Here is a 23,870-nt window from a genome sequence, read left to right on the forward strand (position 1 = left end):
GCGTTACGACTCCTTGCTGGAGGCAGGCGAGGCAGAGGAAGCAGGGGAGGCAGACGACGTACCGGTCCCCGCGCGGGACAGGACCAGCAGCAGCACCCAGGTGATCAGAAGGCTGAGGATGGACACGGCCACCGACATCCGCGCCTGGGCTCCGGAGATCGTCACGATCCACACCGCGAAGGGCTCGTAGCCGAGCAGCGCCGCGATGGTGAACTCACCGAGCACCAGGGCCAGGGTGAGAAAGGCGGCCCCGGCGAGCGCGGCGCGCAGATTGGGCAGGATCACCCGGACGACGACCTGCGGCCAGCTGGCGCCGCAGTTGCGGGCCGCCTCCACCAGGGTCGGTACGTCGATCGCGCGCAGCCCGGCGTCCAGCGACCGGTAGACGAACGGCAGCGCGAGCACCGTATAGGCGAAGACGAGAACGAGCGGGAAACTCTCGTCCTGGACCGCCAGGAAGGTCTGGTAGAGCGGGGTGTGGGAGAGCTTCTCCGGCCCCCAGCGCAGCACCGTGGTGATACCAGTGACCAGCGCGATCGGCGGCACCACCAGCGGCAGCATGCACATCACCTCGATGACCGGCCGCAGCCCCGGCGAACCGAGGCGCACCGCGACCAGCGCGGGCACCGCGAGCAGCAGAGTGAGCGCGATGGTGGCCGCCGCGAGGCCGAGCGACAGCAGCAGACTGTCCGTGAAACCCTCGGCGCCGACGATCCCGGTGTACGCCTCGAAGGAGACGCCCTGGCCCGGCACATGCACGGTGAAGACGAAGGACGAGACCAGCGGCAGCAGGAAGTAGAGCCCCGCCAGTCCGAGCACGGCCCCCCGCCAGACGCGCGGGCGGCGGCGGGTCCGGCGTACCGGCGCGGCGTCGTCCAGAGAGGCAGCGGTGGAAGTGGAAGTCAGTGCAGCCATCGGGCGCTCCGTCGCTGGAGGGGCAGATAGACGGCCATGACCAGTCCGGCGATCAGGATCATGTCGAGGCCGAGGGCTAGCGCCACGTTCTCCTGGCCGACCATGACGTTGCCGGACAGCGCGTCCGCGATCTTCAGGGTGACCAGGGGTACGGAGCCGCCAACCAGCGCGGCGGCGGTCGCGTGCGCGGCGAAGGCGCTGCCGAAGAGCAGGACGAACCCGCCCATCAGCGAGGGCGCGAGCACCGGCAGCCCCACCAGCCGCCAGAACTGCCACCCACTGGCGCCGTTGTTCTGCGCGGCCTCGCGCCACTGGGGCCGCAGCCCGTCGAGGGCCGGGATGATGACGAGCACCATCAGAGGGGTGAGGAAGTACAGGTACACCACGGCGAGGCCGCTGAAGGAGTACAGGTTCCAGCCCAGGTCACCGAGGTTCGCGAGCTCGGTGACGACGCCGGAGATGCCGAGCGTCGCGATGAACGCGAACGCCAGCGGCACCCCACCGAAGTTGGCCAGTACCCCGGACGCGGTGAGGGTCGCGCTACGCAGCCACTGGCGGCGCGACGTGACGATGGCCTGGGCGATCAGCACTCCGGCGACCGAGCCGATCACGGCGACCAGGGTGGCCAGCTGCACGCTGCCGATCAGCGAGTTCAGGTACGGGCCCTGGAGGGAGCGTTCTACGTGTTCACCGGTGAAGCTGGTGGCGCCGGTGTCCGGGTCGTCGCTGGTGAAGGCGCCGTACAGCAGGGCGGCGACGGGGAGTCCGAAGCACAGGCCGGTGAAGGCGAGCAGCGGGACGGTGGCCAGCCAGGTACGCGGGCCACGCGTGCGCGGGCCACGCCGCCCCCGGCGGCCGGCGCCGCTGGTACTGCGGCTGCCGTCGGGGGCGGACGTGACGGACGGGGCGGAAACGGACATCAGGAGAGAGCCTTGTCCCAGTTCTTGGCGAGGTCTTCCTGGGCCTTGTCGAGGTCCTCGGACGACGGGAACTCCGGGGTGCCCTCGACCTCGGGGAGCTTGGCGAGGAACTCCTTGTCGGCGGTGCCGTCCTCGGTCATCGCGGGCAGCAGTACGGGGCGGGCGTAGCCCTTGAGCCAGAGGTTCTGGCCCTCGGGGCTGTAGAGGAACTCCATCCACAGGCGGGCGGCCGCCGGGTTGGGGGCCTCCTTGTTGATGGCCTGCGAGTAGTACTGGGCGTAGACGCCGTCGCTGGGGACGGAGACCTGCCAGTCGACGCCCTTGTCCTTGAACTGGTCGGCGTAACCGGCGTTCAGGTAGTCCCAGTCGATCGAGATGGGCGTCTCGCCCTTCTCGACGGTGGCCGGGGTGGACTCGACGGGGATGAAGTTGCCGCTCTTCTTCAGCTTGGCGAAGAAGTCGATGCCCGGCTGGATGTCGCCGAAGGAGCCCTTGTTGGCGAGCGACGCGGCGTAGACGCCACCGAAGGCGGAGCCGGACTTGGTCGGGTTGCCGTTCAGCGCGACCTTGCCCTTGTACTCGGGCTTGAGGAGATCGGCGAAGGTCTCCGGGCACTTCTTGATGCGCCCCGCGTCACAGCCGATGGAGACATAGCCGCCGTAGTCGTTGTAGAAGCGGCCGTCGGCGTCCTTCTGGGTGTCCGGGATGTCGTCCCAGGTCTCGACCTTGTACGGGGCGAACAGGCCCTCTTCGGAGGCGCTGCGGGCGAAGGCGATCCCGAGGTCGAGGACGTCCGGGGCGCGGTCCTGGCCCTTGCGCGACTTCACGGCGGCGATCTCGTCGGCGCTGGAGGCGTCCGGGTTCTCGCTGTTGACCTTGATCTTCGGGTACTTCTTCTCGAAGGCCTTGATGACCTCGCCGTAGTTCGCCCAGTCCGGCGGCAGGGCGATCACATTGAGCTTGCCCTCCTTCTCGGCGGCCGCGACAAGCTCCTTCAGGCCGCCGAAGTCGGACGCGGAGGCGGTGGAGCCCGCCTTCACCTTGCCGTCACTCCCGGCGTCGGCCGAGTCGTCGGGGGCGGCACCACAGGCGGTGAGGGTGGTGAGGACGGCGGCACCGAGCAGCGCGGCCGCACCACGGCCGGAAGGTCTGAACACGGTCTCTCCCAGAGACGAGGAAGCGGGGGTGACAGCACTTGTCTGTACAAGCTGGCATCAGTTCGCCCGGGGCAGCTGTCCGCCGCATTAACGGCTCATGACATCCACCACACAGTCGCCGGAAGATCCCGTGGGACGTCGAACTACCCATGGTGGGAGCGAGGTTAGGGTGAACAGGGAAGCGGAACACTCCGCGACCATCCGCGAGCCTGACCGCACACAGCTCGGAACACAGCTCGGAACACAGCTCGGACCGGACCTGGGGGGCACCCGCGTGGGGGGGCACGGCACGCTATCTGGAGATCGCGGACGCACTGCGCCGGTCGATCCTCGGCGACGCCTATCCGGTGGGAGCCCAGCTGCCGACGGAGAGCGATCTGGCCACCGAGTGGTCGGCCTCGCGCGGTACGGTCCGCCAGGCCATCGCCGTACTGGTCGCGGAGGGCCTGATCGGCTCCCGGCAGGGCGCGCGCCGGATCGTGCTGCGCCGCGAACGCCGCCACAGCTTCGCGGAGTTGAACAGCTTCGCGCAGTGGGCCCAGAGCGTGGGCTACGCGACGTCGAGCCGCTTCCTGTCCCGCACCCGCCGCCCCGCGACCCCCACCGAGTCCGAGCGCCTGGCACTGCCCGACGGCTCCGAGATCCTCTACGCGTTACGACTGCGGCTCCTGGAAGGCGAGCCCGCCATGCTGGAGCGCACCGCCTACGCGGGCTGGGTCGCACCCGCCGTGGAGGCGCTCCCGGAGACCTGCCCGTCGGTCATGAACAGCATCGCCGACGAGCACGGCATCGTCGCCCAGTACGGCGAACACCTCCTGGACGCCCTGGCGGCGAGCGGCGCCGACGCCCGCCTGCTGCGGATACCCGACGGCACCCCTCTCCTGCGCCAACGCCACCTCACCCGCACGGCGGCGGGCCGCCCCATCGAGTGGACCGACGACCGCTATGTGGCGGGCAGTGTGACGTTCAGCGTGAGCAACTCGGCGGATATCGCCCCGCTGTCGCGGCACGCGGGCCCACTGGACGGCTGAGCCGCGCCACCTGCCGTACCCGGCCCCGGGGACTCGGGCCCGGGCCCTTAACCGCCAGACCGGACCCTCGGCTCAGCCGCCTGAGGTGTCCAGCTCGGCGTCCGCGCCGACCCCCGCGCAGTCGTACGGGTCGTTCAGCCAGCCGTCCGGCAGCACCACGCGGTTGTTGCCCGACGTACGGCCACGCGGCCCGTCGGCGCCCACGGGCCAGGCCTGGTCGAGGTCCAGCTCGTGCAGCCCGGCCTCCAGCTCGGCGAGTGACGAGGTGATGGCCAGTCGCTTACGCATCTCGGACCCGACCGCGAAGCCCTTCAGATACCAGGCGACATGCTTGCGGAAGTCGATGACACCGCGCGCCTCGTCCCCGATCCACTCGCCCAGCAGCTGCGCGTGCCGGACCATCACGGCCGCGACCTCTCGGAGTGTGGGCGCTGCGGGCCCCTCGGTCCCCTCGAAGACACTCACCAGGTCCCCGAACAGCCAGGGCCGCCCCAGGCACCCGCGCCCCACGACCACGCCATCGCACCCGGTCTCGCGCATCATCCGCACGGCGTCATCGGCCGACCAGATGTCGCCGTTCCCGAGCACCGGGATCTCCGGAACGTGCTCCTTGAGCCGTGCGATGGCGTCCCAGTCGGCGGTCCCGCCGTAGTGCTGGGCGGCGGTGCGGCCATGCAGCGCGATCGCGGTCACCCCCTCCTCGACGGCTATCCGCCCGGCGTCGAGGTAGGTGAGGTGATCGTCGTTGATCCCTTTACGCATCTTCATCGTGACGGGGATCTCACCGGCCCCGCTCACGGCCTCGCGCAGGATCGCCCGCAGCAGGTTCCGCTTGAACGGAAGGGCTGAGCCGCCGCCCTTCCTGGTGACCTTGGGAACGGGACAACCGAAGTTCAGGTCGATGTGATCGGCCCGGTCCTCCTCCGCGATCATGCGGACCGCCTTGCCGACGGTGACCGGGTCCACGCCGTACAGCTGGATCGACCGGGGCTTCTCGCTCTCGTCGAAGTGGATCAGCTGCATGGTCTTCTCGTTGCGCTCGACCAGCGCCCGCGTGGTGATCATCTCGCTGACGAACAGCCCCTTGCCCCCGGAGAACTCCCGGCACAGGGTGCGAAACGGCGCGTTGGTGATCCCCGCCATGGGGGCGAGCACCACGGGCGGCTGCACGGTGTGCGGGCCGATGGTGAGGGGGGCGGGGGTCGCGGGGGCGAGCGTGGTCATCACCCCATTGTGACGCAAGGGTGTGCCACCCCCTCCCACTACTCTGGGTGTCGATCTGATTACATGCCGGGCCGTCTGGCCCGAACCCCAGGGAGGGCGCATCATGACACTGATGCTTGAGCGACCGCAGACGATAGAGGTCCCCCACGGCTCAGCGCGCTTCGAGGCGCTGTGCCGGACTCTGCTGACCATGGATGTGCCCGAGGGATACCGGGCGGAGATCGTCGGGGGAAACATCGTCATGTCGCCGTGGTCCAAGGGGTTCTACCTGCCCATCATGCGTTCGATCCGGACCCAGCTCGAACCGCACGCTAGTAAGGGCCATCTCGTCGATCACGCCCCGTTCCTCTTCACCTTCCCCGGCGAAGAGCGCGCCTACGGCCCCGACATCTACGCGGCCGCGTCATCCGCGTTCCGCACCCATGAGCGGTATGTCGACGGTGAAGCCCTGTCCTTCGTCGCCGAGCTCACCTCCGCGTCAACGCGCGGCGTGGGCTGGGGGGACAAGGTTCCGGTCTACGGCCGGGCAGGCGTTCCGGTCTACCTGCTGGTCGACGTGCAGGACGAGACAGCTACGGTCTTCTCAGAACCGTCCGGGAAGGGCTACCGGTCCCGGACCACGGTGCCGTTCGGCTCGAAGCTGCACATCCCCGCGCCTTTCGACTGCGACCTCGACACGGCGGAGTTCGAACTGCCCGCCGAGGAGAGTTCCGAAGGCGCCGACGCGTAGCGCGAAGCCGCGATGGCCCGTAACCCCCGGGGGTTACGGGCCATCGCGGCATCACATGCCGATGCCGATACCGGACGTCAGGACTGCGCGTCGTCGTCCTGCTTCGGGGCGCCCTGCGCACGCTCACGCATCTTGCGCAGCAGCTCTTCCTTCTTCTCGGCGGCCGTCATGCGGTCGGCGTTACGCGCCGGACCGGTGCCCTGCTGGTCGGCGCGGGACAGCTTCTTGCGCTGACCCCCTACGCCGAGGAGGTTGTTGCGCTTTGCCACGGGGATCTCCCATTGAGGTGAGCAGTGATTCTGGCTTCGTAGGTCGGGGGCCGGTGTGTGCCGCCCGCCGGGCTCTCACTCGTAAATCTGGAAGAGGTTCATGGCACGGACGCTACCGCGAAACAGGTGGGCAGAGCATCTGAAATCCGCCGGCATGACGAATGACAGATATTGAAATCTGTCAGCTGTCATGCCATAGTTGTCATGCGCTACCCCCTCATTCAAGGAGCAACCATGCGAATCCGCACCCTTGGCACCACCGGCCCGCAGGTATCCGCTCTCGGGCTCGGCTGCATGGGCATGTCCGCCCTTTACGGAGAGGCCGACCGTGCCGAGTCGATCGCCACCATCCACGCCGCCCTCGACACCGGGATCACCCTGCTGGACACCGGCGACTTCTACGGCATGGGGCACAACGAGCTGCTGATCAGCGAAGCGCTGCGCACCGCGCCCGCCGCGTCCCGCGAACAGGCCCTCACCAGCGTCAAGTTCGGCGCGCTGCGCACCGTGGAGGGCGGCTTCACCGGGTACGACGGCCGGCCGGACGCGGTGAAGAACTTCGCCGCGTACTCGCTGCAGCGGCTCGGCGCCGACCACATCGACCTCTACCGGATCGCCCGTGTCGACCCCGATGTGCCGGTCGAGGAGACCGTCGGAGCCATCGCGGAGCTCGTGGCCGCCGGGCATGTGCGGCACATCGGGATGTCCGAGGTGGGCGCGGAGACCCTCCGCCGGGCCGCCGCCGTCGCCCCCATCGCCGACCTGCAGATCGAGTACTCACTGATCTCGCGCGGCATCGAGGACGAGATCCTGCCGACCGCCCGTGAGCTGGGCATCGGCGTCACGGCGTACGGCGTGCTGTCCCGCGGTCTGATCAGCGGCCATTTCACCCGTGACCGGCAGCTCTCACCCGGCGACTTCCGGGGTATCAGCCCGCGCTTCCAGGGTGAGAACCTCCAGCACAACCTCGATCTCGTCGATGCCCTGCGGAAGATCGCCGAGCAGAAGGGCGTCTCGGTCGCGCAGACCGCCATCGCCTGGGTGCTCTCGCGCGGCGAGGACATCGTGCCGCTGATCGGCGCCCGCACCCGCGAGCGGCTGGCCGAAGCCGTGGGCGCCCTCGACGTGACCCTGGACGACGCCGATCTCACCGCGATCGAGCAGGCCGTGCCCGTCGGGGCCGCCGCTGGCGAGCGCTACCCGGCGGCCCAGATGGCACACCTCGACAGCGAGCACTGACAGACCCAGCCCGGCCGGTACGGTCTTGACCATGGCAACAGAACCCCTGACCGCCGAGCGCATCCTCGAAGTGACCGAGGACGTGCTGCGCAAGTACGGCCCGGCCAAGGCCACGGTCGTCGACGTGGCCCGCGCGCTCGGCGTCAGCCATGGCAGCGTCTACCGCCACTTCCGCACCAAGGCGGCGCTGCGCGAAGCGGTCACCAAGCGCTGGCTGGACCGTACGGCGAAGCAGCTCCGGTTCATCTCCGAAGGAGCCGACCCGCAGGGGGGTTCGCCCACGGACAGGTCGGCGGAGGCCAACCTGTCCGACTGGCTGAAGGCCCTCTTCGAAGCCAAGCGTCACAAGGCGGGCGACGACCCCGAGCTGTTCGCGACGTATGAAGTACTGCTGAGCGAGCACAGCCAAGTTGTCGAGGAGCACATCAAGGAGCTGATCGGACAGCTCGCGGTGATCGTCGACGACGGTTTCCGCCGGGGCGAGTTCACCTCCGTGCGGCCCGATCCCACCGAGGTCGCCCGGGCGCTCTTCGACGCGACGGCCAAGTTCCACGACCCGCAGTACGCGCCCTACTGGTCGCTGCCCGGTGTCGAGGCGGACTTCGCCGCCGTACTCAGCCTGCTGCTGCGCGGGCTGCGCGTCAGGTAGCGCCTCCCCCGTTCAGCGGAGGCACCTCACCACTCGGGACGACGCGGCATCACACGGCACACCAGCAGCCTGTTCCCATGACAACGACCGCCACGACCGCCACGACCGCCATCACGCGACCCACCCCCCGCTGGGCTCGCCGGGCCGCACACGCCATCGCCCTCTGCGCCGTACCCTCCGGGCTGTGGCGGATCGCCATGGCCTGCGGGGTGTATGTGGGCTACAGCGACGCGGTGCTGCACGAGCGGTACGGCATTCCCGGCTGGGGCATCGCGTACGTCGTCGGCCTGTCCGTCCTCATCGAGTGCGCCGCGCTGCTGCCGCTGCTCCTGGTCAGCGACCGGTGGCGGCCGCGGCGCCCGGGAGCCGTGGGTGTCGCGGCCATCGCCGCGACGGCCGCGGTGATCCTGCTGGAACTGAGCCAGGTGCTGGTCTACTTCACCGTCGAGAGCCAGTCCTACCTGTCCGGCACGGCGAGCACAGTGGCCGGTCTCGCCTTCGCCCCCCTGTTCGCGGTCGGCCCGCTGGCGGCGCTGGTGACGTGGTCGTACTGGCGGCGAGTGGTGGCGGCCCTCGCGGTCAGCCGTACCAGGTGATGTTGCAGACGTAGACGCATGGTCCAGTCGGTCACAGGCCGATCTCGGCTTCCGCCGACTCGCGGATGCGACAGATCTCAGCGATCGCGTCCGTGGGGTCCTGCTCACCGGCGTCCACGATCCGCTCCAGCTCGCGCAGGCGCGCGGCGCGTTGCGGATGCCGTTCGATCGCCACGAAGACGGCCCAGGAGTGGATGAAGGCCCGAAGGGGCGCGAGGCTCTGCGTCTGCTGGGCGTTGGTCGTCGCCTCGAAGAGATGCTGAGTGAGCGCGGGCACGCGGCTGGGCGCGATCCGGGCGACGGCGGCCCGTAGCGCGTCGGGGGTCAGCTCTGGCATGGGGATCAGCGGCCCGTAGGGTCCATCGGACTGAGCACTCACGGGGGGGCCTCCGGTACGGATGGGGCTGACCTCTGTACGGTAGCGGCCCGCCCGCCGTGGCGAGTGGCGTACTCGCAGACAGCCGCGACCGCAATGTGCACTCGATCGGGTGGGCCATGGCCCGGCCAGGCCGTAGGCGACAATGGACGCCATGAGCCTGTTCCGTGATGACGGTGTTGTGCTGCGCACCCAGAAGCTGGGTGAGGCGGACCGGATCATCACGCTGCTCACGCGTGGGCATGGGCGAGTGCGGGCCGTGGCGCGGGGGGTGCGGCGGACCAAGTCGAAGTTCGGGGCGCGGCTGGAGCCGTTCTCGCATGTGGATGTGCAGTTCTTCGCGCGCGGGAGTGAGTTGATCGGGCGCGGACTGCCGTTGTGTACGCAGAGCGAGACGATCGCTCCGTACGGTGGCGGAATCGTCGCCGACTACGCGCGCTACACGGCGGGTACGGCGATGCTGGAGACCGCCGAGCGGTTCACCGATCACGAAGGCGAGCCCGCTGTGCAGCAGTATCTGCTGCTGGTGGGTGGGCTGCGGACGCTCGCGCGCGGGGAGCACGCGCCCCACCTCGTACTGGATGCCTTTCTGCTGCGGTCGCTTGCCGTGAACGGTTACGCGCCGAGTTTTGGCGCCTGTGCCAAGTGCGGGATGCCGGGGCCCAATCGGTTCTTCTCGGTGGCCGCTGGCGGGGTCGTCTGCGTGGAGTGCCGGGCGCCGGGAAGCGTCGTACCCTCTGCGGAGGCCGTCACCCTGCTGGGGGCGCTGCTGACCGGGGACTGGGAGACTGCGGACAAGGCCGAGGCGCGGCATGTCCGGGAGGGCAGCGGGCTGGTGTCGGCGTATCTGCACTGGCATCTGGAGCGCGGGCTGCGTTCGCTGCGGTACGTAGAGAAAAGCTAGGCAGAGAAAAGCTAGGGAGACGAGAGACCACATGGCACGACGCGGGATTCTGGGGCGCACCCGCCGCGAGTACAAGGCACCCGAGCCACATGAGTCGGGCGCGCGTCCGCCGAAGCTCTCCAGCGAGCTCGTCCCCAACCATGTGGCGGTCGTCATGGACGGGAACGGCCGGTGGGCCAAGGACCGTGGGCTGCCGCGTACCGAGGGGCACAAGGTCGGTGAGGGCGTCGTGCTGGACGTCCTGAAGGGGTGCCTGGAGATGGGCGTCAAGAACCTCTCCCTGTACGCCTTCTCGACCGAGAACTGGAAGCGGTCACCTGAAGAAGTGCGCTTCCTGATGAACTTCAACCGGGATGTGATCCGGCGCCGTCGCGACGAGATGGACGCGCTGGGTATCCGGATTCGCTGGGTGGGCCGGATGCCCAAGCTGTGGAAGTCCGTGGTGGAGGAACTGCAGATCGCCCAGGAGCAGACCGCGCGGAACGACGCGATGACGCTGTACTTCTGCGTCAACTACGGCGGCCGCGCCGAGCTGGCGGACGCCGCGCAGAAGCTGGCCGCCGATGTGGCGGCGGGGAAGCTGGACCCGGCGAAGGTCAACGAGAAGACGATCCAGAAGTACCTGTACTACCCGGACATGCCGGACGTGGATCTCTTTCTGCGGCCCAGTGGTGAGCAGCGGATCTCGAACTACCTGATCTGGCAGAGCAGTTACGCCGAGATGGTGTTCCAGGACGTGCTGTGGCCGGACTTCGACCGGCGCGACCTATGGCGGGCCTGCGTCGAGTACGCCTCTCGGGACCGCCGCTTCGGTGGGGCGATCCCGAATGAGGAGCAGCTGGCCAACGGCCAGAGGTAGACGGACCGGGAGTGGCGTGCGTGGCTCAGGCCTTCGTCTGAGCCGCGCACTCCGCGCAGGTGCCGAAGACCTCGACGGTGTGCGCCACGTTGACGTACCCATGCTCGACGGCGATGCTCTCCGCCCATCTCTCCACGGCGGGGCCCTCCACCTCGACCGCCTTGCCGCAGACCCGGCACACCAGATGGTGGTGGTGCTCGCCGGTGGAGCAGCGGCGGTAGACGGACTCGCCGTCGCTGGTGCGCAGGACGTCGACCTCGCCCGCGTCGGCGAGGGACTGCAAGGTGCGGTACACCGTGGTCAGCCCGACCGAGTCGCCCCGGTGTTTGAGCATGTCGTGCAGCTCCTGCGCACTGCGGAACTCGTCCACTTCGTCGAGCGCCGCCGCCACTGCGGCACGCTGTCGGGTCGATCGGCCGCGCACTGGGGGTCCAGCGGTGGTCACCGTTGCCTCCTCACCTCTGCTGCCGGGCCATTGTGCCAGGTCCGTCAGTCACGTAAGGCATGCCTACCTGTCGGGGCCCATACAAGCATCACACCCTGACGTCGTCCGAAGGTCCTCGGGTACCCGGAAACGTACACTCCGCCTCGGCCGCCGCGACGGCCCGCGCACGGTACCTGGCCAGCGGCGTCGCGACCACCGCGAGGACCAGGAAGACGGCGATGGCGAGCAGCACGATGGCCGCGCCCGAGGGGGCGTCGACGTAGTACGTGGTCACGGTGCCACTCAGCGCGACCGTGACCCCGATGGCCATGGCGAGGCCGAGGGTCGCGGTGAAGCCGCGGGTGACGCGCTGGGCGGCGGCGACGGGGATCACCATCATCGCGCTGACCAGGAGCAGGCCGACGATGCGCATGGCGACGGTGACCGTCACGGCCGCGGTGACCGCGATCAGCAGGTTGAGCAGCCGCACCGGCAGGCCGGTGACCCGGGCGAACTCCTCGTCCTGGCAGACGGCGAACAGCTGGCGGCGCAGGCCGATGGTGAACGCGATGACGACGGCGGCCAGGGCGCAGATCGCGGTGACGTCCTCGGGAGCGACCGTGGTGATCGAGCCGAACATGTACGTGAGCAGGTTGGCTGTCGAGCCGTTCGGCGCGAGGTTGATGATCATGACGCCGCCCGCCATGCCGCCGTAGAAGAGCATGGCCAGCGCGATATCGCCGCTGGTCTTTCCGCGGGAGCGGATCATCTCCATGGCGACCGAGCCGACGATGGCCACCAGGGTCGCCATCCAGATGGGGTTGGTATGCATCAGGAAGCCGAGCGCCACACCGGTCATCGCGACATGGCCGATGCCGTCGCCCATGATCGCCTGGCGGCGCTGGACCAGGTAGGTGCCGATGGCGGGGGCGGTGAGGCCGACCAGGGTGGCCGCGATCAGGGCCCGCTGCATGAAGGCGTAGTCGAGGATGTCCATTACGTGATGTCCATTACGTCAGCAGGCCTGTCCTGAACGGCTCGGCCTCGTGCGGCGCGTGCGGGTGTACGTGGTCGTGGCCGGGCAGCGCGTGCTGGCCGACGGCCTCCGGGGGCGGCCCGTCGTGCACGACGCAGCCGTCGCGGAGTACGACCGCACGGTCGATCAGCGGTTCCAGGGCGCCCAGCTCGTGGAGGACGAGCAGCACGGTCGCGCCGGTCGCGACCTGGTCCCTGAGCGCTCCGGCGAGTACCTCCTGGCTGGTCAGGTCGACGCCCGCCATTGGCTCGTCCATGATCAGCAGGTCGGGTTCACCGGCCAGCGCGCGGGCGATCAGCACCCGCTGGTGCTGGCCGCCGGAGAGTGCGTTGACGGAGTCCTTGGCGCGATCCGCCATGCCGACCAGCTCCAGGGCGCGGTGGACGGCGGCGCGGTCGGCGCGGCCCGGCCAGCCCAGTTTCGTACGCGCCAGACGGCCCGCCGAGACGACCTCGCGGACAGTGGCGGGGACGCCGGAGGCGGCGGTGGTGCGCTGCGGTACGTAGCCGACGCGGGCCCAGTCGCGGTAGCGCTTCAGGGGCGTACCGAAGAGCTCGATGGTGCCGCCGGTGAGCGGGACCTGGCCGACGGCCGCGCGTACGGCGGTGGACTTGCCCGAGCCGTTGGCGCCGAGCAGCGCGACGACCTCACCGCGGGACACGGTGAGGTCGACGCCACGCAGCACGGGGCGCGAGCCGAGCGAGGCGGAGGCCCCGCTGATGGCTATGACGGGCTCACGCTGTGCGGGCATGGCTGCACCTTTCGGCTTGCTGCTGGATCACTTGGCTCCGAGTGCCTTTTCCAGAGCCGTGAGATTGGCCTGCATGACCTCGAAGTAGTCATCGCCCTTGGACCGGTCGGTGATTCCCTCGAGCGGGTCGAGGACGTCCGTCTTGAGGCCGGTGTCGGCGGCGAGGGTCTTGGCGGTCTTGTCGCTGGCCAGGGTCTCGAAGAAGACGGTGGTGACGTCCTCCGCCTTGGCGACCTTCTGGAGCTCCTTCATCCGGGCCGGGCTGGGCTCGGACTCGGGGTTGAGGCCCGCGATGCCCTCCTGGTCCAGGCCGTAGCGGTCGGCGAGGTAGCCGAAGGCGCTGTGGGCGGTGATGAAGGTCTTGGTCCTGGTGTCCTTCAGGCCGGTCGTGAAGTCGGTGTTCAGCGCGTCCAGCTTCTTGACCAGCTTGGCGGTGTTCGCCTTGTAGTCCTCGGCGTTGTCCGGGTCGGCCTTCTCGAAGGTCTTGCCGACGCCCTTGGCGACCTCGGCGTACTTGACGGGGTCGAGCCAGACGTGGGGGTCGCCGGAGCCCTCGTCGGCGTGGCCCTCGCCTTCGTCGGCGTGGCCCTCGTCCTCGTGGGCGTGCTCATCGTCCGCGTGCTCGTCGCCGTGCTCGTCCTCGGCGTGCTCGTCACCGTGGCCGTGGTCGTGGCCGTCGCCCCCGTGGTCCTCCAGCGCCGTCAGCTTCGCGGCGTCGACCGTGTGCTTCACGCCCGCCTGCTTGACGGACTCGTCAACCGCCGGCTGCACCCCGGCGAGGTACAGCACCACGTCCGCCTCAGTGAGCTGGGCGGTCTGCTTGGCGGTGATCACCAGGTCGTGCGGCTCGGTGCCCGGCTTGGTCAGGGACTGTACGGCGACGTGCTCGCCGCCGATCTCCTTGGCCAGGAACTCCATCGGGTAGAACGACGCCACGACATCCAGCTTGCCGTCACTCCCTCCCGCACTCCCTCCCGCCGCGTCGGAGGTGCCGCAGGCGGACAGGGTGAGCAGGCCGAGGGCGGCGGCTCCGGCGACGGCGGTGGTCCCTATTCGGGGGCGGCTGAGGTGACGACGTACGTTCATGACACTCATTTTCAACTATTCTGGAAACGATTGTCAACAAAGCTCAGACCAGCCCATACAAGGAACCGATTTGATCCGGGGGGTCCCGCCGCCGGTACCCTGTTTTCTTCGCTGCCGTCCGTCGTAATGAAGAGAGCACCGTGGCCGCCGACAAGATCGACACCATCGTCAGCCTGAGCAAGCGCCGTGGCTTCGTATACCCCTGTAGTGAGATCTACGGTGGCCAGCGTGCCGCCTGGGACTACGGCCCGCTCGGCGTCGAGCTCAAGGACAACATCAAGCGCCAGTGGTGGCGCTACATGGTCACGTCCCGCGAGGACGTCGTCGGTATCGACTCGTCGGTGATCCTGGCCAGCGAGGTCTGGCAGGCCTCCGGCCATGTCGCGACCTTCAGCGACCCGCTCACCGAGTGCACCGCGTGCCACAAGCGCTACCGCGCGGACCACCTCGAAGAGGCGTACGAGGCCAAGCACAAGCGCCTCCCCGAGAACGGCCTCGCCGACATCAACTGCCCCAACTGCGGCAACAAGGGCCAGTTCACCGAGCCCAAGCAGTTCTCGGGCCTGCTCTCCACCCACCTCGGCCCGACCCAGGACTCCGGCTCGATCGCCTACCTGCGCCCCGAGACCGCCCAGGGCATCTTCACCAACTTCGCCCAGGTGCAGACCACTTCGCGCCGTAAGCCGCCGTTCGGCATCGCCCAGATCGGCAAGTCCTTCCGGAACGAGATCACTCCGGGCAACTTCATCTTCCGCACCCGCGAGTTCGAGCAGATGGAGATGGAGTTCTTCGTCAAGCCGGGCGAGGACGAGAAGTGGCAGGAATACTGGATGGAGCAGCGCTGGAACTGGTACACCGGCCTCGGTCTCCGCGAGGAGAACATGCGGTGGTACGAGCACCCGGCCGAGAAGCTCTCGCACTACTCCAAGCGCACCGCTGACATCGAGTACCGCTTCGCCTTCGGCGGTTCGGAGTGGGGCGAGCTGGAGGGCGTCGCCAACCGCACGGACTACGACCTGTCGGCGCACGCCAAGGCCTCCGGCCAGGACCTCTCGTACTTCGACCAGGAGGCGGGCGAGCGCTGGACTCCGTACGTCATCGAGCCCGCGGCGGGCCTGGGCCGCTCCATGCTGGCCTTCCTGCTCGACGCGTACATCGAGGACGAGGCGCCCAACGCCAAGGGCAAGCTGGAGAAGCGCACCGTGCTGCGCCTTGACCCGCGCCTGTCGCCGGTGAAGGTCGCGGTGCTGCCGCTGTCCCGCAACCCCGAGCTGTCCCCGAAGGCCAAGGGCCTGGCCACCGCGCTGCGCCAGCACTGGAACATCGACTTCGACGACGCGGGCGCCATCGGCCGCCGCTACCGTCGCCAGGACGAGATCGGTACGCCGTTCTGCGTCACGGTCGACTTCGACACCCTGGACGACAACGCGGTCACCGTGCGCGAGCGCGACACCATGAAGCAGGACCGCATCTCGCTCGACCAGATCGAGTCGTACCTGGCGGCCCGCCTCATCGGCTGCTAGTCACCCCGCCGGGGGGCGGATTCGCTCCCCGGCGCCTGCCTTCCCCAACGGCCGGACGGGCTCGATCACTTCGAGCCCGTCTGGCCATTCTGGTGTGGTGGAGCCCCGGGGAACTCCGGGGGCTCCGAGAGACTCAGGGGACTACTCTTCCCCGAGCGCCCCGCCCATGGCTCCCCCGAGGAAGCCCGCCATCAGCTCGTCCATGTTCACCTCGGTGGCTCCCTTAGGAGCGGTGGGCTTGTCGCCCTTGCCCACGCGCAGCACCAGCGCGAGCTTCTTCACCTTCGCGTCTTCCGCCAGCTTGGCGAGATCCACGGATACCTCGGTCAGCGCTCCGTTGCTGAGCGTGAAGCGGGCCGAGACCTTCTTGTCGGGCACCTCCTTGAGGTCCTTATCCGTCGGCAGCGCGGCACCCGGAAGCGGCAGGTCCTTCGCCAGCGGGCGGATCTCGTCGATCAGCTCGGTCAGCAGGGTGCGGAAGGGGGCGGTGGCGGTGATGTGCTCGGTGCCGTCCTTCCCGCCGGTGGTCCGGAACTCGACCTCACGGGCCACGACCGCCTTGAGGGCCTTCATGAGCTTCTTCTGCGTCTTGGCGTCGAGCATGGGCTCCGCGGAGGGCTCCCCGCCTTCCGAACCCTCCATCTCGTCCATGCCGTCCATGCCATCCATCTCGCCGCGGGTCTCCTCGAGATCCTTCGTCGAGACCTTGACCCATTCGCCCTCAAGCAGCTTCTTGAAGGCTCCAGCGCTGTCGGGCAGCTCGTCGGCAGGCGGCATGGGAGTGCCCATAAGCTCCCCGAAACCTTCCGCGTCGATGCGGAAGTACGTGTAGTCGCCGACGATCCGGTACTCGAGCAGGTCACCGTCCGGGCCGCTGAACTTCATGGCCATGCCGGTGAAATCCTTTTCGCCGGACTCGTCGAGCGGCTTCTTGGACTGCACGGAGACGGAGAGCCGCCCGCCGCTAAGCAGCTCGACGGCCTCGTCCGGAATCTCCTCGCCGGGCTCCGCATCGGCGTCCAGCGCCTTCAGCGTCCTGGCGTCGGTGTCCAGGTCGAGCTCGAAGGAGAGCGAGTGCTCCTTGCCGAGTTCCTCGAAGGCCTGGTCGAGCTTCTGCCCGGCGGACAGGTTCTCCACAGTGCCGCAGGCTGTGGAACCGGCCAGGACCATGCTGGCGACGGCGGTGGCGGTCAGGGTCTTGCGTATCGCGGAAATGACGTTCTCCTCTAGGGTGCGACCACAGTGGTGGTCGCTGAGGGGACTCACCAACCCCGCAAAAGGTTGCACGCCACAGGTGACTTCTTGGTCACATCCGTCTACAGCAGCCCCGCCGCCGTCAGATACTTCCCCACCCGGCCCATCTCCTCGGCGGACAGCGGGATCTGCGGGTCGGCGGTACGCGGGCAGTCGATGACGCCGCGCAGGTGCAGGGCCGCCTTGAACGCGCCGAGGCCGGAGGAGCTGCGGCCCATCCGGTCGGGCGGGCCGACGGCGACCATGCCGAACAGGGCGCACAGCCGCTCCTGCTCGGCCCGGGCGGCGGCCAGGTCGCCGTTTCGGCAGTGCTGGTAGAGGCGTACGTAAGCGTCCGGGTCCACGTTGCCCAGGCCGGGGACGACGCCGTCCGCGCCCATCGCGAGGGCCGCGTCGACGGTCGTCTCCGAGCCGGTCAGGACGCTGAAGCCGGGGGCGCGGCCGCGTGTGCCGAGGATGACTTCGCGGAAGTTGCCCTCGTCGCCGCTGGAATCCTTGAGTCCGGTCAGCACGCCGTCGGCGACCAGTTCGAGCACCAGGTCCGCGTCCAGTGTGGAGTGGACCGAGGCCGGGAGGTCGTAGGCGAACAGCGGTGCTTCGCAGCGTTCGGCCAGCAGGCGGAAGTGGCGGGCGATCTCGGCGGGGTGGGTGCGCGTGTAGAAGGGCGCCACCGCCACGATCCCGTCGGCGCCCGCGGCGAGTGCCGTGCGGGCGTGGTCCAGGACGCGCGGCGTCGTCATGTCGATCGCCCCGGCCAGTACCGGGAGTTGGCCCGCCAGATGGCCGATCACCGTGTCCAGAACCGTCCTGCGGTGGCGGTCGGGGAGATACGCCACCTCCGATGACGAGCCGAGTACGAAGAGGCCGTCCACACCACCGGTCACCAGATGGTCGACCAGTCTGGTCAGCGATGCGGTGTCCACCTCGCTGTCCGGCGTCAGGGGGGTGCAGACGGGCGGAACGACACCGGTCAACGGGGTGGGAAGGGTCATCGGCGCTCCTGAGCTTGGGCGGCTTGGGCGGCTTGGGCGGCTTGGGCGGCTTGGGTGACCAGGTCGTGCGTGGACTGGTCATCGCGTACGGGGTGGTGGCAGCGGTAGCGGCCCGTACCGCTCACCGGGTCGTCCGAGGCCGCCCTGAAGTCCGGCATCGTGGCCGCGCAATCCGCGTCAGCCTTCCAGCAGCGGGTACGGAACGGGCAGCCGCTCGGCGGGCGGGTCGCCGACGGCACCGGTCCGACCAGCGGGATCGGATCGATCGGGTCGAGCAGTCCCGGAGTCGCCGAGAACAGCGCACGGGTGTACGGGTGCCGGGCCCGGCCAAGGACCTCGTCGGCCGGTGACTCCTCGACGATGCGCCCCAGGTACATGGTGACGACCCGGTCGCTCATGCGCCGGACCGTCTGGATGTCATGCGAGACGAAGACCAGCGCGAGGCCGAGCCGGGACTTCAGGTCCAGGAGGAGGTTGAGGATCTGGGCGCGTACGGAGACGTCCAGCGCGCTGGTCGGCTCGTCCGCGACGATCAGCTCCGGCTCCAGGGCGAGCGCGCGGGCGATCGCGACGCGCTGCCGCTGGCCGCCCGAGAGCTGTCCCGGCAGCGCGTCCGCGAGCACCTTCGGCAGGCCGACCAGGGCCATCAGCTCGCGTACCCGCTCCTCACGCGCCGCGGGGGTGCCGCGCCGGTGGACGTCTAGCGGGTCGCGGAGAATCCCGCGCACGGTCAGCCGCCGGTTCAGGGCCGTGGACGGGTCCTGGAAGACCATGCCGGTGTGCTGGCCGATGGTGGCCCGGCGCTCGGCGGCGCTCATGGTCCACAGGTCACGGCCGTGGAAGGACACCGTGCCCGACGTGGGCCGCCGCACCCCGACCAGCACCTTGGCGAGAGTCGACTTGCCGCAGCCGGACTCGCCGACCACACCCACCGTTTCCCCGGCTGCGATCTCCAGATCGGCGCCGGTCAGGGCGTACACCCGGTCGCGGGAGAACGGTCCGCCGGTGCGCGCCCGGTGGACCACGTGCACATCGGCGACGGAGAGCACGGGGAGCGCGGGGAGTGCGGGGAGTGCGGAAAGCACAGGGCTCAGCGTCATGTCACGGCCTCCTCGTTGCCCCGGGGAGCGGGCGGGCGCAGGGCGATCGCCGGATGGTGGCAGGCCACCGAGTGACGCCGTCCGTCGCCGCGCGGCGGGGGCGCCGTGGTGCGGCAGGTGGGGCTGGCCAGCGGGCAGCGGTCGGCGAAGCGGCAGCCCACGGGAAAGTCGGCGGGCGAGGGGACGACGCCCTTGATCTGGGTGAGGCGTTCGGCCGCCGACTCCAAGGAGAGTACGGAGCCGAGCAGCCCGCGCGTGTAGTGGTGCGCAGGGGTCTCGACCAGGTCGGCGGTGACGCCCGTCTCGATGATCTGGCCGCCGTACATCACCACCACCCGGTCGGTGACGTCGGCGACCAGCGCCAAGTCGTGCGAGACCAGGATCAGCGCGAAACCCAACTCCTCGCGCAGGCTGAGCAGTAGCTGGATGACCTGGGCCTGCACGGTGACGTCCAGGGCGGTGGTCGGCTCGTCGGCGACGATCAGCTTCGGGTCGCGGGACAGCGCCATGGCGATCAGCACGCGCTGGCGCTGGCCGCCGGAGAGTTCGTGCGGGTAGCTGCGCAGTGTGCGGTCCGGGTCCAGGCCCACCAGGTCGAGCAGTTCGCGGGAGCCGCGGCGGCCCCCGCGCCGTACCACCTGGGCGAGCTGCGCGCGTACGGTCATCGCGGGGTTGAGGGACGACAGCGCGTCCTGGTAGATCATCGCCATGTCGTGGCCCAGGAGTTTGCGGCGGGCTCGCATCGGCAGGCCGATCAACTCCTGGCCGTCGAAGGTGACGCTGCCGCCGATCCGCGCCCCTTTGGGTTCCAGGCCCATCACGGTCAGCGCGGTCAGCGACTTGCCGCACCCCGACTCGCCCACCAGGCCCAGCAGTTCACCGGGGCGTACGTCGAAACTGATGCCGTCGACGATGTCCACGCCGCCGTGCCGGGCCTCGAAACCGATGGCGAGGTCCCGGACCGTGAGGACCGGCGGGCCCTGCGGCAGGGGCCTGGCCCGCTCCCGCAGCCGGGCCGCGGCCTCGGTGAGTCCGGGCAGCGGCAGCACCTCGCCGGTGCCGGGCTCGGGAGCCGTCGACGTGTCCTCGCCCAGGGCCTCGCGCGCCGGTACGTCGCGGGCCGTGGGCGCGGCCCAGGCGTCCGACACGCCCTCGGAGAGGATGTTCAGGGCCAGTACCGTGATCAGCATCAGCAGGCCGGGGAAAACGGTGGCCCACCAGCCGCCGGTCAGCACCATGTTCTTGCCGTCGGCGATGACACTGCCCCAGGACGGGTCGGGGGGCCGTACACCCGCGCCGATGAAGGACAGCGAGGCCTCGAAGACGATGGCCTCGGCGACCTGGACGGTGCAGAAGACGAGGATGGGCGCCGCGCAGTTGACGGCGACATGCTTGATCACGATGTGCGGGGTGCGGGCGCCGATGACCCGCTCGGCGGTGACGTAGTCCTCGCCGTACTGATCCAGCACGTTGGCCCGTACGACGCGGGCGATGGGCGGGGTGTAGAGGAAGGCGATGGCGCAGATCAGTACGGGGATGCCGCCGCCGAAGACGGAGACCAGGACGGCGGCCAGGGCGATGCCGGGGAAGGCCATCACCACGTCCAGGCAGCGCATCAGGGTCTCGTCGACCGCCTTGCGTGAGGTGGCCGCGATCGCGCCCAGCACGGCGCCCGCGAGCAGCCCGAGCAGGGTGGCGCCCAGCCCGATGGCGAGGGACCAGCGGGCCCCGTACATCAGGCGGCTGAGGATGTCGCGGCCGAGGCTGTCCTGGCCCATCCAGTGCTCGGCGGACGGCCCCGACGCGCTGCCGTCAGCCTGGAACGGGGCCTGCTCAAGCGGGTCGTGTGGGGCGATGAGCGGGGCGAGCAGGGCCATCAGGATGACGACGGCGAGGACCGCGACGGCGATCCGGGAGAGCACCGGAAGGCGGGTGAGGCCGCGTACCCGGATGCCGGGGGTGGCGAGGCGCTCGGTGAAGCGCTCGGTAAGGCGCTTGCGGCTCAGGACGGTGATCGGCATCAGGCGGCGCTCCTCAGCCGGGGGTTGACCAGGAGATGCAGGACGTCGATGACCAGGTTGACGACGACGAAGCCGACGGCGGTGGTGAGCACCACGCCCTGGACGACGGCCGGGTCGCCGTTGCGTACCGCCTCGATCATCAGCTTGCCCATGCCCGGCAGCGCGAAGATCGTCTCGATGACGACCGCCCCGCCGAGCAGGTAGCCGACGCGCAGGCCGAGAACCGTGAGCGGGTTGATGAGCGCGTTGCGCAGGACATTGCGGCCGACCACGACGACCGGTGGCAGCCCGCTGCCGATCGCCGTACGGACGTAGTCCTTGTCCAGCTCCTCGACCACGGCCGTGCGCACGATCCGGGTCAGCTGGGCGGCGACCGGGAGGGAGAGCGCGAACGCGGGCAGGGTCATGGTCTTCAGCCAGCCGCTGAGCGAGTCGCCCGGGTTGACGTAGCCGCCGGTCGGGAACCAGCCCTGGCCCACGGCCAGATACTGGATCATCAGCAGCGCCAGCCAGAAGCCGGGCGCGGCGACCCCGGTCAGTGAGACGACCCGGATCAGCTGGTCGGGCAGCCGGTCGCGGTAGATCGCGGCGGTGACGCCGAAGACCAGGGACAGCACGACCGCGATACCCAGCCCCAGGAAGGTCAGTTGGAGGGTGAGCGGCAGCGCGGTGGTCACCTGCTCCACGACCGGCTGCCGGGTGAGGGCGCTGATGCCCATGTCGCCGTGGAGCAGGTCGCCCACGAAGCCGATATAGCGGACCGGCAGCGGGTCGTTGAGTCCGTGCTGCTCGCGGAACTCGTGCAGTTGCTCCGGTGTCGGGTTAGCGCCCTGGAAGAACGCCGAGGCCGGATCGCTGTCGGAGAACCGCATCACCAGGAACACGAACAGCACGATGCCGAGCATCAGCGGGACGAGCAGGGCGATGCGGCGGGCCAGAATCCGGACGATCGCGACCACGTACGCTCCTGTTCAGTCCTAGTCGTTCCTATTCGGTGCTATTCGGTGCTATTCGGTGCTGTTCGGCGAGCCGGTCAGTTGGCCGACTTGGCCTGGAGCAGGTTGATGCCGGGATAGGGCTGAGCCCTGATCCCGTCCAGCTTCCTCGGGTCCCAGGCCGTCATCAGTTCGTTGTGCACGACCGGGTAGATCACCACGTTCTCCGCGACGACGTCGAGGTATTCCTGCGTCATCCGCTTCTTCTTGTCGGCGTCCGGTTCCCGTGCCGCCTGGTCCATGAGCCTGAACAGCCGCTTGGCCTCGGACGATCCAGACCACCTGGCGTAGCCCATCCAGATGTTGTCCGGCGCGTAGTTGTAGTGCATGACGAGGTCCGCGTCGAGGCCGAACTGGTTCGGGTTCGACGCGCCCGCCACCACCTGGTAGTCCTTCTTCTGGTCCAGTTTGGTGAAGACGGCGGTGGTCTCCTGCGGGTCGAGGGTCGTCTCGACGCCGATCGCGTCCCAGGAGGCCTTGATGGTGGGCAGGCAGTCGACCACCCAACTGACGTTCACCGACATCAGATTGATCTTCAGCCCCGTCACCCCGGCGTCGGCGAGCAGCCGCTTCGCCTTCACCGGGTCGTAGGCGTAGTCCGGACTCGCCTTGCGGTAGGAGGGGTTGTCCTCGTTCAGGAACGAGGTGGCGGGCCTGCCATGGCCCTTGAGCCCTGCCCGGATCATTTTGTCCCGGTCGATGGCGTAGTGCAGGGCCTGGCGTACGCGTACGTCGTCGAACGGCTCGCGGGCGGTGTTGAAGAGCAGGAAGAGGTGGTTCATCCCGGCGCCGCCCTCGACCTCGCGGCCGTCCTTCTCCAGCTGGGCGATGTTTGCGTACGGGATGTTGTCGACGATCTGCGCCCCGGGGCCCGCTCCGGAGATCTTCGCGACGCGTGACGCGGCGTCCACGATCGTCAGCCAGTTCATCTTCTCGAAGGCCGCCTTGCGCGGGCCGTTGTAGTCGGCGAAGGCCTCGAAGGTGGTGTGCGACTTCGGGGTGTGCCCGGTCTGCCGGTACGGGCCCGAGCCGACCGCCTTGCCCATGGCGGCGTCGTCCCAGGCGCCGGGCCTGCCGTAGATGTGCTTCGGCATGATCTTGGCGAGGGTGAGGCGGGGCGCGCCGTCCGGGAAGGGGAACTTCAGCACCAGTTCGACGCTCGTCGCGTCGGTCTTGTTGACCTCCTTGAGCCAGGAGGCGAAGAAACCCTTGACCAGCGTGGTGGTGTCCGGGTCGAGAATCCGCGCGAAGGTGAACACCACGTCGTCGGCGGTGACGGGCTTGCCGTCGTGCCAGGTGGCGCCCGCGCGCAGGGTGAACTTCCAGGTGGTGGCGTCCAGATCGGGCGGTATCTCGGTCGCCAGCGCGGCGTACGGCTCCCGGCTGATCGGGTCGGTGTCGAGCAGGCCTTCGTAGATGTGGTGGTTGGCGGCCATCGCGAACGCGGACGCGGTCTGGGTCGGGTCCCAACTGCCGTCGTTGCCATAGCCGATGACGGCGGTGAGCGTCTGGAGGGAGCCGTCCTTGCCGTCGCCGCCGTCGGAGTGGTTGGTCGACTCCGGGCCCGACGAACAGGCGGACAGGGTCGTGGAGATGGCGGCGGCGGCGCCCAGCGCTCCGGTGTACCGCAGAAACGACCGGCGACGCGGTGCCGATCCGAGGGTCACGTCGCTCACGGTGCTTCCTCCATGAGAGATCCCACGTCCTACGTCTGGACTGGTAGCGCGACCATAGGAGGGGGTCTAGGGGTGGTCAAGGGTGCGTGCGGGAAGTTCCCTCAGATATGGGACGTGGGATGTCCTGCCCCGTACGATGAGCG

24 protein-coding genes are annotated in these 23,870 nt (G+C 69.2%); 8 read left to right on the forward strand and 16 right to left on the reverse strand.

The window, feature by feature from the left end; all coding sequences use genetic code 11:
• Nucleotides 1–3: 3 nt before the first annotated feature.
• Genes GCN81_RS06985 through GCN81_RS06995 form a run of 3 tightly spaced genes read right to left on the reverse strand, consistent with a single transcriptional unit; the run spans nucleotide 4 to nucleotide 2,992 of the window.
• Nucleotides 4–915, reverse strand: coding sequence for an ABC transporter permease (locus GCN81_RS06985; protein WP_156722756.1), 912 nt, complete (start codon nucleotides 913–915; stop codon nucleotides 4–6).
• Nucleotides 903–1,835, reverse strand: a complete 933-nt coding sequence (locus GCN81_RS06990) for an ABC transporter permease (RefSeq protein WP_156722758.1) — start codon at nucleotides 1,833–1,835, stop codon at nucleotides 903–905. The genes GCN81_RS06985 and GCN81_RS06990 overlap by 13 nt, the downstream gene beginning before the upstream one ends.
• Nucleotides 1,835–2,992: an ABC transporter substrate-binding protein gene (locus GCN81_RS06995; protein WP_156722760.1), complete on the reverse strand. Its 1,158-nt coding sequence runs from the start codon at nucleotides 2,990–2,992 to the stop codon at nucleotides 1,835–1,837. The genes GCN81_RS06990 and GCN81_RS06995 overlap by 1 nt, the downstream gene beginning before the upstream one ends.
• A 296-nt stretch (nucleotides 2,993–3,288) precedes the next feature.
• Here GCN81_RS06995 and GCN81_RS07000 point away from each other — a divergent pair, with 296 nt between their 5' ends.
• Nucleotides 3,289–4,023, forward strand: coding sequence for a GntR family transcriptional regulator (locus GCN81_RS07000; RefSeq protein WP_267904566.1), 735 nt, complete (start codon nucleotides 3,289–3,291; stop codon nucleotides 4,021–4,023).
• Between the two features lie 72 nt (nucleotides 4,024–4,095).
• Here the strand turns inward: GCN81_RS07000 and dusB are convergent, their stop codons facing one another.
• Nucleotides 4,096–5,247: a tRNA dihydrouridine synthase DusB gene (gene dusB / locus GCN81_RS07005; protein ID WP_156722764.1), complete on the reverse strand. Its 1,152-nt coding sequence runs from the start codon at nucleotides 5,245–5,247 to the stop codon at nucleotides 4,096–4,098.
• A 103-nt stretch (nucleotides 5,248–5,350) separates the two neighbouring features.
• Here dusB and GCN81_RS07010 point away from each other — a divergent pair, with 103 nt between their 5' ends.
• Nucleotides 5,351–5,977: a Uma2 family endonuclease gene (locus tag GCN81_RS07010; RefSeq protein ID WP_156722766.1), complete on the forward strand. Its 627-nt coding sequence runs from the start codon at nucleotides 5,351–5,353 to the stop codon at nucleotides 5,975–5,977.
• Nucleotides 5,978–6,054: 77 nt separating this feature from the next.
• On the opposite strand, the gene GCN81_RS07015 is transcribed toward GCN81_RS07010, so the two are convergent.
• Complete coding sequence (locus tag GCN81_RS07015; RefSeq protein ID WP_156722767.1) at nucleotides 6,055–6,246, reverse strand: DUF6243 family protein; 192 nt, start codon at nucleotides 6,244–6,246, stop codon at nucleotides 6,055–6,057.
• A 234-nt stretch (nucleotides 6,247–6,480) separates the two neighbouring features.
• On the opposite strand from GCN81_RS07015, the gene GCN81_RS07020 reads away from it, so the two are divergent.
• The 3 genes from GCN81_RS07020 (at nucleotide 6,481) to GCN81_RS07030 (ending at nucleotide 8,730) form a co-directional block, all read left to right on the forward strand.
• On the forward strand, nucleotides 6,481–7,485 hold the full coding sequence (locus GCN81_RS07020; protein ID WP_156722768.1) for an aldo/keto reductase: 1,005 nt from the start codon (nucleotides 6,481–6,483) through the stop codon (nucleotides 7,483–7,485).
• Nucleotides 7,486–7,510: 25 nt separating this feature from the next.
• Nucleotides 7,511–8,134 (forward strand): TetR/AcrR family transcriptional regulator, encoded by a 624-nt coding sequence (locus GCN81_RS07025; protein WP_156722770.1) that lies wholly within the window; start codon nucleotides 7,511–7,513, stop codon nucleotides 8,132–8,134.
• 77 nt (nucleotides 8,135–8,211) lie between these two features.
• Nucleotides 8,212–8,730, forward strand: a complete 519-nt coding sequence (locus tag GCN81_RS07030; RefSeq protein ID WP_156722772.1) for a hypothetical protein — start codon at nucleotides 8,212–8,214, stop codon at nucleotides 8,728–8,730.
• A gap of 31 nt (nucleotides 8,731–8,761) precedes the next feature.
• Here GCN81_RS07030 and GCN81_RS07035 read toward each other — a convergent pair whose 3' ends face one another.
• Nucleotides 8,762–9,067 carry a DUF6247 family protein gene (locus GCN81_RS07035; RefSeq protein WP_231626427.1) on the reverse strand — a complete coding sequence of 102 codons (306 nt, stop codon included), beginning with the start codon at nucleotides 9,065–9,067 and terminating at the stop codon, nucleotides 8,762–8,764.
• Nucleotides 9,068–9,260: 193 nt separating this feature from the next.
• On the opposite strand from GCN81_RS07035, the gene recO reads away from it, so the two are divergent.
• Both recO and GCN81_RS07045 read left to right on the forward strand, forming a co-directional pair.
• Complete coding sequence (recO, locus tag GCN81_RS07040) at nucleotides 9,261–10,010, forward strand: DNA repair protein RecO (RefSeq protein ID WP_156722776.1); 750 nt, start codon at nucleotides 9,261–9,263, stop codon at nucleotides 10,008–10,010.
• 31 nt (nucleotides 10,011–10,041) lie between these two features.
• Entirely contained in the window at nucleotides 10,042–10,869 is an 828-nt protein-coding gene (locus GCN81_RS07045; protein WP_156722778.1) for an isoprenyl transferase, read from the forward strand.
• 25 nt (nucleotides 10,870–10,894) lie between these two features.
• On the opposite strand, the gene GCN81_RS07050 is transcribed toward GCN81_RS07045, so the two are convergent.
• The 4 genes from GCN81_RS07050 to GCN81_RS07065 all read right to left on the reverse strand — a co-directional run bounded on the left by GCN81_RS07050 (nucleotide 10,895) and on the right by GCN81_RS07065 (nucleotide 14,166).
• Entirely contained in the window at nucleotides 10,895–11,314 is a 420-nt protein-coding gene (locus tag GCN81_RS07050; RefSeq protein ID WP_156722780.1) for a Fur family transcriptional regulator, read from the reverse strand.
• Between the two features lie 88 nt (nucleotides 11,315–11,402).
• Entirely contained in the window at nucleotides 11,403–12,290 is an 888-nt protein-coding gene (locus tag GCN81_RS07055) for a metal ABC transporter permease (RefSeq protein WP_156722782.1), read from the reverse strand.
• Nucleotides 12,291–12,303: 13 nt separating this feature from the next.
• Nucleotides 12,304–13,080 (reverse strand): metal ABC transporter ATP-binding protein, encoded by a 777-nt coding sequence (locus GCN81_RS07060; RefSeq protein WP_156722784.1) that lies wholly within the window; start codon nucleotides 13,078–13,080, stop codon nucleotides 12,304–12,306.
• A gap of 27 nt (nucleotides 13,081–13,107) precedes the next feature.
• Nucleotides 13,108–14,166, reverse strand: coding sequence for a metal ABC transporter substrate-binding protein (locus GCN81_RS07065; protein ID WP_156722786.1), 1,059 nt, complete (start codon nucleotides 14,164–14,166; stop codon nucleotides 13,108–13,110).
• 140 nt (nucleotides 14,167–14,306) lie between these two features.
• Here GCN81_RS07065 and GCN81_RS07070 point away from each other — a divergent pair, with 140 nt between their 5' ends.
• A complete protein-coding gene (locus GCN81_RS07070; RefSeq protein ID WP_156722788.1) occupies nucleotides 14,307–15,689 on the forward strand; it encodes a glycine--tRNA ligase in 1,383 nt (460 codons plus the stop codon).
• A 141-nt stretch (nucleotides 15,690–15,830) separates the two neighbouring features.
• Here the strand turns inward: GCN81_RS07070 and GCN81_RS07075 are convergent, their stop codons facing one another.
• The 6 genes from GCN81_RS07075 to GCN81_RS07100 form a co-directional block, all read right to left on the reverse strand.
• Nucleotides 15,831–16,859, reverse strand: a complete 1,029-nt coding sequence (locus GCN81_RS07075) for a hypothetical protein (RefSeq protein WP_156722894.1) — start codon at nucleotides 16,857–16,859, stop codon at nucleotides 15,831–15,833.
• Between the two features lie 146 nt (nucleotides 16,860–17,005).
• Nucleotides 17,006–17,935, reverse strand: coding sequence for a dihydrodipicolinate synthase family protein (locus GCN81_RS07080; RefSeq protein ID WP_156722790.1), 930 nt, complete (start codon nucleotides 17,933–17,935; stop codon nucleotides 17,006–17,008).
• Nucleotides 17,932–19,035, reverse strand: coding sequence for an oligopeptide/dipeptide ABC transporter ATP-binding protein (locus GCN81_RS07085; protein WP_156722791.1), 1,104 nt, complete (start codon nucleotides 19,033–19,035; stop codon nucleotides 17,932–17,934). The genes GCN81_RS07080 and GCN81_RS07085 overlap by 4 nt, the downstream gene beginning before the upstream one ends.
• Nucleotides 19,032–21,056 carry a dipeptide/oligopeptide/nickel ABC transporter permease/ATP-binding protein gene (locus GCN81_RS07090; RefSeq protein ID WP_156722793.1) on the reverse strand — a complete coding sequence of 675 codons (2,025 nt, stop codon included), beginning with the start codon at nucleotides 21,054–21,056 and terminating at the stop codon, nucleotides 19,032–19,034. The genes GCN81_RS07085 and GCN81_RS07090 overlap by 4 nt, the downstream gene beginning before the upstream one ends.
• Entirely contained in the window at nucleotides 21,056–22,015 is a 960-nt protein-coding gene (locus GCN81_RS07095; RefSeq protein WP_156722795.1) for an ABC transporter permease, read from the reverse strand. Before GCN81_RS07095 ends, GCN81_RS07090 begins: the two co-directional genes overlap by 1 nt.
• 74 nt (nucleotides 22,016–22,089) lie before the next feature.
• Nucleotides 22,090–23,727 carry an ABC transporter substrate-binding protein gene (locus GCN81_RS07100; RefSeq protein ID WP_156722797.1) on the reverse strand — a complete coding sequence of 546 codons (1,638 nt, stop codon included), beginning with the start codon at nucleotides 23,725–23,727 and terminating at the stop codon, nucleotides 22,090–22,092.
• Nucleotides 23,728–23,870 lie beyond the last annotated feature (143 nt).

The sequence above is a fragment of the Streptomyces apocyni genome (assembly GCF_009739465.1).
Taxonomy (GTDB): Bacteria; Actinomycetota; Actinomycetes; order Streptomycetales; family Streptomycetaceae; genus Streptomyces; species Streptomyces apocyni.

Bases quoted from the DNA above. Each gene is read 5' to 3' on its own strand.
- GCN81_RS06985 (WP_156722756.1), bottom strand. From the start codon at position 915: ATGGCTGCACTGACTTCCACTTCCACCGCTGCCTCTCTGGACGACGCC.
- GCN81_RS06990 (WP_156722758.1), bottom strand. From the start codon at position 1,835: ATGTCCGTTTCCGCCCCGTCCGTCACGTCCGCCCCCGACGGCAGCCGC.
- dusB (WP_156722764.1), bottom strand. From the start codon at position 5,247: ATGACCACGCTCGCCCCCGCGACCCCCGCCCCCCTCACCATCGGCCCG.
- GCN81_RS07010 (WP_156722766.1), top strand. From the start codon at position 5,351: ATGACACTGATGCTTGAGCGACCGCAGACGATAGAGGTCCCCCACGGC.
- GCN81_RS07020 (WP_156722768.1), top strand. From the start codon at position 6,481: ATGCGAATCCGCACCCTTGGCACCACCGGCCCGCAGGTATCCGCTCTC.
- GCN81_RS07030 (WP_156722772.1), top strand. From the start codon at position 8,212: ATGACAACGACCGCCACGACCGCCACGACCGCCATCACGCGACCCACC.
- GCN81_RS07035 (WP_231626427.1), bottom strand. From the start codon at position 9,067: ATGCCAGAGCTGACCCCCGACGCGCTACGGGCCGCCGTCGCCCGGATC.
- recO (WP_156722776.1), top strand. From the start codon at position 9,261: ATGAGCCTGTTCCGTGATGACGGTGTTGTGCTGCGCACCCAGAAGCTG.
- GCN81_RS07045 (WP_156722778.1), top strand. From the start codon at position 10,042: ATGGCACGACGCGGGATTCTGGGGCGCACCCGCCGCGAGTACAAGGCA.
- GCN81_RS07055 (WP_156722782.1), bottom strand. From the start codon at position 12,290: ATGGACATCCTCGACTACGCCTTCATGCAGCGGGCCCTGATCGCGGCC.
- GCN81_RS07060 (WP_156722784.1), bottom strand. From the start codon at position 13,080: ATGCCCGCACAGCGTGAGCCCGTCATAGCCATCAGCGGGGCCTCCGCC.
- GCN81_RS07065 (WP_156722786.1), bottom strand. From the start codon at position 14,166: ATGAACGTACGTCGTCACCTCAGCCGCCCCCGAATAGGGACCACCGCC.
- GCN81_RS07075 (WP_156722894.1), bottom strand. From the start codon at position 16,859: ATGGTCCTGGCCGGTTCCACAGCCTGCGGCACTGTGGAGAACCTGTCC.
- GCN81_RS07080 (WP_156722790.1), bottom strand. From the start codon at position 17,935: ATGACCCTTCCCACCCCGTTGACCGGTGTCGTTCCGCCCGTCTGCACC.
- GCN81_RS07085 (WP_156722791.1), bottom strand. From the start codon at position 19,035: ATGACGCTGAGCCCTGTGCTTTCCGCACTCCCCGCACTCCCCGCGCTC.
- GCN81_RS07090 (WP_156722793.1), bottom strand. From the start codon at position 21,056: ATGCCGATCACCGTCCTGAGCCGCAAGCGCCTTACCGAGCGCTTCACC.